This is a genomic window from Dietzia sp. B19 (assembly GCF_014145155.1).
GTDB classification, from domain to species: Bacteria; Actinomycetota; Actinomycetes; order Mycobacteriales; family Mycobacteriaceae; genus Dietzia; species Dietzia natronolimnaea.
Genome location: NZ_JAALED010000176.1, coordinates 2,807 through 9,738, shown reverse-complemented (window position 1 = coordinate 9,738; position 6,932 = coordinate 2,807). Strand labels below are relative to the sequence as shown.

At 68.8% G+C, this 6,932-nt stretch carries 11 protein-coding genes; 6 read left to right on the top strand and 5 right to left on the bottom strand.

Features of this window, described 5'->3' with window-relative positions; genetic code table 11:
* The 5 genes from G6020_RS06180 to G6020_RS06160 all read left to right on the top strand — a co-directional run.
* Positions 1 to 309: HpcH/HpaI aldolase/citrate lyase family protein (locus G6020_RS06180; protein ID WP_182610011.1), on the top strand; the 309-nt coding region annotated here is incomplete at its 5' end.
* A 28-nt stretch (positions 310 to 337) separates the two neighbouring features.
* Positions 338 to 1,987: an AMP-binding protein gene (locus tag G6020_RS06175; RefSeq protein ID WP_182610010.1), complete on the top strand. Its 1,650-nt coding sequence runs from the start codon at positions 338 to 340 to the stop codon at positions 1,985 to 1,987.
* 27 nt (positions 1,988 to 2,014) lie between these two features.
* Positions 2,015 to 2,791, top strand: coding sequence for a CoA transferase subunit A (locus G6020_RS06170; RefSeq protein WP_182610009.1), 777 nt, complete (start codon positions 2,015 to 2,017; stop codon positions 2,789 to 2,791).
* Complete coding sequence (locus tag G6020_RS06165; protein ID WP_182610008.1) at positions 2,791 to 3,462, top strand: 3-oxoacid CoA-transferase subunit B; 672 nt, start codon at positions 2,791 to 2,793, stop codon at positions 3,460 to 3,462. Before G6020_RS06170 ends, G6020_RS06165 begins: the two co-directional genes overlap by 1 nt.
* A gap of 109 nt (positions 3,463 to 3,571) precedes the next feature.
* Positions 3,572 to 4,213, top strand: coding sequence for a type II CAAX endopeptidase family protein (locus G6020_RS06160; protein WP_347238320.1), 642 nt, complete (start codon positions 3,572 to 3,574; stop codon positions 4,211 to 4,213).
* A gap of 34 nt (positions 4,214 to 4,247) precedes the next feature.
* Here the strand turns inward: G6020_RS06160 and G6020_RS06155 are convergent, their stop codons facing one another.
* The 5 genes from G6020_RS06155 to rpmB form a co-directional block, all read right to left on the bottom strand.
* Positions 4,248 to 5,189, bottom strand: coding sequence for an AEC family transporter (locus G6020_RS06155; protein ID WP_182610007.1), 942 nt, complete (start codon positions 5,187 to 5,189; stop codon positions 4,248 to 4,250).
* A 164-nt stretch (positions 5,190 to 5,353) separates the two neighbouring features.
* Entirely contained in the window at positions 5,354 to 5,611 is a 258-nt protein-coding gene (gene rpsR / locus G6020_RS06150; protein WP_007632792.1) for a 30S ribosomal protein S18, read from the bottom strand.
* A 10-nt stretch (positions 5,612 to 5,621) separates the two neighbouring features.
* Complete coding sequence (gene rpsN / locus G6020_RS06145) at positions 5,622 to 5,927, bottom strand: 30S ribosomal protein S14 (protein ID WP_017836289.1); 306 nt, start codon at positions 5,925 to 5,927, stop codon at positions 5,622 to 5,624.
* A 3-nt stretch (positions 5,928 to 5,930) separates the two neighbouring features.
* Complete coding sequence (gene rpmG / locus G6020_RS06140; protein WP_017836290.1) at positions 5,931 to 6,095, bottom strand: 50S ribosomal protein L33; 165 nt, start codon at positions 6,093 to 6,095, stop codon at positions 5,931 to 5,933.
* Between the two features lies 1 nt (position 6,096).
* Positions 6,097 to 6,333, bottom strand: coding sequence for a 50S ribosomal protein L28 (gene rpmB / locus G6020_RS06135; protein WP_010542299.1), 237 nt, complete (start codon positions 6,331 to 6,333; stop codon positions 6,097 to 6,099).
* A gap of 358 nt (positions 6,334 to 6,691) precedes the next feature.
* Between rpmB and G6020_RS06130 the strand changes: the two genes are divergently transcribed.
* Positions 6,692 to 6,932 (top strand): type B 50S ribosomal protein L31 (locus tag G6020_RS06130; protein ID WP_182610006.1); only part of this gene is annotated, 241 nt, incomplete at its 3' end.

Below are 6,932 nucleotides of genomic sequence, written 5' to 3'. Positions count from 1 at the left end.
GCCGCATTCGGTCGGTGGGCGGTGGACTCGGTCCACCTCGACATCGCCGACGAGGCGGGTCAGCGCGCCGAGGCGCTCGACGCCGTCGCCCTGGGCTTCGTGGCCACGGCCTGCATCCACCCGTCACAGGTGGCGGTGGTCCGACAGGCCTTCGCGCCCGACGACGACGAGGTGGCCTGGGCCCGGAAGGTCCTCGACGCCGCCCGGAGCAACCAGGGCGTCTTCCGGCTGGACGGCCGCATGGTCGACGGCCCCGTCTTCCGTCAGGCCGAGGCGACGATGCGTCGCGCCGCGGCCGCCATCACCTGATCAGCCGCCACCCTCAAGGAGCACCGAGATGACCACCACCGATCTCGATTCCACCCCGTTGGACCCCGCCCTCTCCCACACCCGCGGGGACGCCGACGTCCCGCTGCTCACGCAGACGATCGCCGACAACCTGGCCTCCACGGCCCGGCGCTTCGGCGACCGCGACGCCCTCGTCGACGTGCAGGCAGGCCGCCGGTGGACCTACACGGAGTTCCACGCCGACGTCCGTCGCCTGGCCTCGGGACTGCTCAAGCTCGGGATCCGGACCGGCGACCGCGTGGGGATCTGGTCCCCCAACCGCTGGGAGTGGGTGATGATCCAGTACGCCACCGCCGAGATCGGGGCGGTGCTGGTCAACATCAACCCCTCCTACCGCGTCCACGAGTTGGAGTACGTGCTCACGCAGGCCGGGATCAAGGCCGTGGTCGCGGCGCCCCAGTTCAAGGACTCGGACTACACCGGCATGCTCTCGCAGGTCCAGCCGAGCTGCCCCGACCTGGACGTGGTCGTGCTGTTCGGTGACGAGGAGTGGGAGTCGATGATGTCGGGGCCCACCGACGCGGAGGAGCTGGCCGGGATCCGCGCCGGTCTCGGCGCCGGCGACCCCATCAACATCCAGTACACGTCGGGCACCACCGGTTTCCCCAAGGGCGCCACCCTCTCGCACACCAACATCCTCAACAACGGGTTCTTCGTGGGCGAGACGATCAACTACTCGGAGGTGGACCGGGTCTGCATCCCGGTGCCCTTCTACCACTGCTTCGGCATGGTGATGGGCAACCTCGCGTGCACCACCCACGGATCGTGCATGGTGATCCCCGCGCCGGCGTTCGACCCCGCGGCCTCGCTGCGCGCGGTGGCGCAGGAGAAGTGCACGAGCCTGTACGGCGTGCCGACGATGTTCATCGCGGAGCTCGCGCTCGAGGACTTCGACTCCTACGACCTGTCGTCCCTGCGGACCGGGATCATGGCCGGTTCGCCGTGCCCGGAGGCGACCATGCGACAGGTGATCGACCAGATGAACATGGAGGAGGTGTCGATCTGTTACGGCATGACCGAGACCTCCCCGGTGTCCACCCAGACCCGGGCGGACGACTCGTTGGACCGCCGCGTCTCCACCGTGGGGCGGGTCGGCCAGCACCTCGAGATCAAGATCGTCGATCCGGAGTCGGGTGAGACCCTGCCGCGCGGCCAGGCGGGGGAGTTCTGTACCAAGGGGTACAGCGTGATGATCGGGTACTGGAACGAGCCGGAGAAGACCGCCGAGGCTCTCGACGCCGACGGGTGGATGCACACCGGTGACATCGGGGAGATGGACCCCGACGGCTACGTCACGATCACCGGCCGCATCAAGGACATGGTGATCCGCGGCGGCGAGAACATCTATCCGCGCGAGGTCGAGGAGTTCCTCTACACGCACCCCGACATCCTCGACGCCCAGGTGATCGGGGTCCCGGATCCGAAGTACGGCGAGGAGCTCATGGCGTGGGTCCGGCTCAAGTCCGGGCGCGAGGACCTCACGGCCGACGAGGTCCGCGACTTCGCCACCGGCAAGCTCGCCCGCCACAAGATCCCGAAGTACGTCCACGTGGTGGACGAGTTCCCCATGACGGTCACCGGCAAGGTCCGCAAGGTCGACATGCGCAAGACGGCGATCGAGATCCTCGGCATCGCCTGACGGCCCACACACCTAAGGAGTACGTGTATGTCCAGCAAGATCATGACCGCGGCGGAGGCCGTCGCGGACATCCCGGACGGGGCGTCGATCGCCGCCGGCGGGTTCGGGCTGTGCGGGATCCCGCAGGTCGTCATCGAGGCACTCGCGTCACGCGACGTCGGGGACTTCGAGGTCTTCTCCAACAACGCGGGCGTCGACGGCAAGGGCCTCGGGATGCTCCTGGAGACCGGGAAGCTCCGGCGCATCGTCTCGTCGTACGTGGGCGAGAACAAGGAGTTCGCCCGCCAGTATCTGTCCGGTGAGCTCGAGGTGGAGTTGACGCCGCAGGGCACCCTCGCCGAGCGCATGCGCGCGGGAGGATCCGGGATCGGGGCGTTCTACACGCGCACCGGCGTGGGCACCTACGTGGCCGACGGCGGGATGCCGTGGAAGTACGACTCCGAGGGCGGCGTCGCACTGGCCTCTCCGCCCAAGGAGACCAGGGAGATCCGCGGCGAGACCTACGTACTCGAGCAGGCCATCGAGGCCGACTTCGCGCTGGTGCGGGCGGCGGTCGCGGACCGCAGCGGCAACCTGCGGTTCAACCTGACCGCGCGCAACTTCTCGCCCTTGGCCGCCATGGCCGGCCGGGTGTGCATCGTCGAGGCGGAGAAGATCGTCGAGGTCGGCGAGCTGGCCCCCGACGACATCCACCTGCCCGGCATCTTCGTGCACCGCCTGGTCGAACTCACTGCGCAGCAGGTGGAGCAGACCAAGTGGATCGAGAAGACCACCACCAACCCGCCCTCGGAAGGACAGCGCTGATGAGTACCTCCGCCACGCCCGCCCGACTCGGACGCGACCGCAAGGCGATGGCCGCCCGCGCGGCCCTCGAACTCTCGGACGGCCAGTACGTCAACCTGGGTATCGGGCTGCCGACGATGGTGCCCAACTACGTCCCCGAGGACGTCAACGTCACCCTGCAGTCGGAGAACGGTCTGCTCGGGATCGGCCCCTACCCGCACCCGGATGACGTCGACCCGGACCTGATCAATGCCGGCAAGGAGACCGTGACCACGCTCCCCGGCTCGTCGATCTTCGACTCGGCGACCAGCTTCGGGATGATTCGCTCGGGCAAGATCGACGTGGCGATCCTGGGCGCGATGGAGGTCAACCCGGCCGGCGACATCGCCAACTGGATGGTGCCCGGCGCGATGGTCAAGGGCATGGGCGGCGCGATGGACCTCGTGGTGGGGGCCCGCCGCATCGTCGTGGTGATGGACCAGGTGGCCAAGGACGGCTCGTCCAAGATCGTCTCCGAGATCTCGCTCCCGCTCACCGGCCTGGGCTGCGTGGACCGGATCATCACCGAACTGGGAGTGTTCGACCGCGACTCCGACGGGTTGACCCTGATCGAGCTGGTCGACGGGGTGACCCTCGAGCAGGTCGCCGCCGCGACGGGAGCCCCGTACCGCGTGAGCGCGGACCTGACGTGATCGAGGTGCCGCGGTAATCGCGCCACCGCCCGCCGGCGCCGCCGGACTCTGGACCACACCGGTCCGGGGTCGGGCGGCGCTGTCGGCGTTGGCCTGGGTGGTGGGGTATGTGGTCGGCCTCGTCGTCGTCGTCCTCCTCGTCCTTCTCGCGGTGAGGGCCGTCGGCACCGCGCGGCCCGATACCGCCCTGCTCGCCCTCGTCGTGCTCGGCGGCACGGCGGTGGCGGCGCTGGTGGCCGTGCGGGTCCACCTGCTGCGCCGACGCGGGTTGGGTTGGGCCGACGTGGGCGTTCGCCGCCCGGAGCGGTCGCCGATGCATCTGCTGTGGCAGATACCGGCGGTGATGGTCGCAGGGGTCGTGGCCTCCATGGTCGTGCTCATACCACTCGGGACCGGGCCGGAGGGGTCCGACGACGGGCTCGAGGATCTCGCCACCGGGGGGCCGGCATTCGTCCTCCTGGGGCTGCTCGCCGTGGCAGTGCTCGTGCCCATGGCCGAGGAGGTGGTCTTCAGAGGCATCGTCCTACCCGCGCTGCGGGCGAGGTTCCGGGCCGTTCCGGGGATCGCACTCGCCGGGGCGATCTTCGCCGCCGTTCACCTGATCCCGGCCGCGTTGCCCTACCTGGTGGTGGTGGGGATCTCGCTGTGCGTGATGGCGCAGTGGTACCGCTCGATCGTGCCCGGCATCGTCCTGCACGGGGTCAACAACGCGGTGGTGTTCGCCGGGATCGTCGCGGCGGGCGCGGTCTGAGGGCTGCTGGGCTCTGTGCGGTCCCCGCTGGTGCTCACGCCAGGAGTGCGGAGACCAGCAGTAGGACAGGGAGCGACCCGAGCGTGGTGAGGACCGCCGAGTCGCGGGCGAGCAGCGTCCCGTGACCGTAGCGGGTGGCCACCACCAGGACGTTCTGCGCGGTGGGCAGGGCCGCGGCCACCACCACGGTGAGCAGTTCGTGACCCCGCATCCCCATGAGCCCACTGCCGACGGCGTACGCGAGCAGAGGGTGTGCGACCAGTTTCAGGCCGCTCGCCAGTGCGATCTCCCGGCGCGGCGACGCTCCGGCTTCGAGCACCTTCACGCCGTAGAGGGACATGCCGAACACCAGGAGTGCGCCGGGGACCGAGATCTGACCCACCAGGTGGACCGGCTCGAGAAGGCGCTCGGGCGGCGACCACGGCAGTGCGGCCACCACCACCCCGGCGAGGGCGGCCAGGACCAGCGGGGTCCGGGCGGCCTGCAGCGCCGAGGAGAACGCACCTCCACCGCCATCGGTCGTGCCCTCCGCCCGGGCGGCGCGTTCGAGTACGGCGATGGCGATCGGCTGCAGCACCGCCACCTGGAACAGCAACAGGGGCATGACGAACCCGAAGTCCCCCAGGACGTAGACGGCGATGGGGATGCCCAGGTTGGCGGAGTTGACGTAGCTGGCGGACAGGGCGCCGACGGCGAGGTCGGCGGCCGGCCGCCGGAGCCACAGCTTCGCGATGAGCACGTAGGCGACCGCCATCACGATCGCCGTACCGGCGGAGACCACAAAGACGCCGGTGAAGACCTGGTCGAGCGTGGTCCGGGCGAGGGCGTCGAACAACAGGGCCGGGGTGGCGACAAAGAACACGAGCCGGTTGAGCACCAGTCGGGCGTCCGAGCCGAGGACCCGGGACCGGGCGAGCAGCCACCCGAGAGCGACGACCGCGACGATCACGGCGAAGCCGTTGAGGACGCCGGCCACTGCGGACTCCTGGGGTTCGGGGGAGGGGGAGCGGTAACGCCGATCGGGGCCGTGCACTCCTGCGGGCAGGAGGCGCGACCCCGATCGGGTTGCTGTTGCCTGTGTCGGCGGCTAGTTACCGCGGGCGGGACGTGCGGTGCGGTTCGACCGCGCCGAGCAGTGGCTCAGCGGCTGGTGAACGGCAGCAGTGCCATCTCACGGGCGTTCTTGACCGCGACGGCGACCTGACGCTGCTGCTGCGGCGTGAGGCCGGTGACGCGGCGTGAACGGATCTTGCCACGATCGGAGATGAACGTGCGGAGGGTGTTGACGTCCTTGTAGTCGACCGTCTCGATACCCGCGACCTTCAACGGGTTCTTCTTGGGCCGACGACCCTCCTGGGCACGGATCTTCTTGGATGGGGTGCTACGCGCTTTTGCCATGATTACCTACTCACCAACTCGACTTCGTGACACCGGGCAGCTCGCCACGGTGGGCCATCTCGCGCATGCGGACGCGGGAGAGGCCGAACTTGCGGAGGTAGCCGCGGGGGCGGCCATCGGCGACGTCGCGGTTACGCACCCGCACGGGCGAGGCGTCACGCGGCATCTTGTTGAGCGCGGTCTGGGCGTCCATGCGCGCCTCGTCCGTGCTCTCGGGGTTCTTGATGATTGCCTTGAGCTCGGCGCGGCGCTCGGCGAACCGGGCCACCTTGGCCTTGCGCTGCTCGTTGCGCGCGATCTTTGACTTCTTGGCCACGGGTCAGCGCTCCTCTCGGAATTCGACGTGCTTACGGACGACCGGGTCGAACTTCTTGAGGACGATGCGGTCCGGGTTGTTACGGCGGTTCTTGCGGGTCACGTACGTGAACCCGGTCCCGGCCGTGGACTTGAGCTTGATGATGGGTCGAACGTCGTTACGTGCCATCTCAGATCTTCTCCCCACGGGCGCGGATACGGGCCACGACGGCCTCGATGCCATCGCGGTCGATGGTCTTGATGCCCTTGGTGGAGACCGTCAGCGTGACGCGACGACCCTCGGAGGGCACGAAGTAGCTACGGCGCTGGATGTTCGGGTTCCAGCGACGGTTGGTCCTGCGGTGTGAGTGCGAGACGGACTTGCCGAAACCCGGCTTCCGTCCCGTTACCTGGCAATGCGCCGACATGGCGTGGTTCTCCTTCCGCCTCCTCGTACGGTGGCGCGTGATGGTCGGGGCTCCCGGTCGGCCTGGGCCGAACAGCAGCGGATCACCACGTCGCGGGCACCGTGAGAGGCGATAGCAAACGTGCAGACAACAGCGATGGTCTAGTTTACGGCCCGACCGCGGGAAACGGTAATCAGCACGTCAACGCCGGTGGGGACGGCCGGCGGAGCGTGCGAATTGGGTACGCGGTCATCGTACGGGTACGATCTACCGATGCGTGTGCTGATACCGGGATCCCCGGTTCGGCCACTGGCAGTTGCGTGCCCCTGACGGGGCGGGCGCCAGACCCAAGACTTCTACCGAGCTAGAGGGATCCAGTATGAAGAACGACATCCACCCCGACTACCACCCGGTGGTCTTCCAGGACTCGGGCACCGGCACCAAGTTCCTCACCCGCTCCACCGCGAAGAGCGAGCGGACCGTCGAGTGGGAGGACGGCAACTCCTACCCGCTCATCGTGGTCGACGTGACCAGTGAGTCGCACCCGTTCTGGACCGGCGCGCAGCGCGTCATGGACACGGCCGGCCGTGTCGAGAAGTTCCAGCGCCGTTACGGCAACC

What these genes read in the sequence shown, in the direction of transcription:
- G6020_RS06175 (WP_182610010.1), top strand. Translation starts at nt 338, where the DNA reads ATGACCACCACCGATCTCGATTCCACCCCGTTGGACCCCGCCCTCTCC.
- rpsR (WP_007632792.1), bottom strand. Translation starts at nt 5,611, where the DNA reads ATGGCAAAAGCGCGTAGCACCCCATCCAAGAAGATCCGTGCCCAGGAG.
- G6020_RS06170 (WP_182610009.1), top strand. Translation starts at nt 2,015, where the DNA reads ATGTCCAGCAAGATCATGACCGCGGCGGAGGCCGTCGCGGACATCCCG.
- rpmG (WP_017836290.1), bottom strand. Translation starts at nt 6,095, where the DNA reads ATGGCACGTAACGACGTTCGACCCATCATCAAGCTCAAGTCCACGGCC.
- rpmB (WP_010542299.1), bottom strand. Translation starts at nt 6,333, where the DNA reads ATGTCGGCGCATTGCCAGGTAACGGGACGGAAGCCGGGTTTCGGCAAG.
- G6020_RS06165 (WP_182610008.1), top strand. Translation starts at nt 2,791, where the DNA reads ATGAGTACCTCCGCCACGCCCGCCCGACTCGGACGCGACCGCAAGGCG.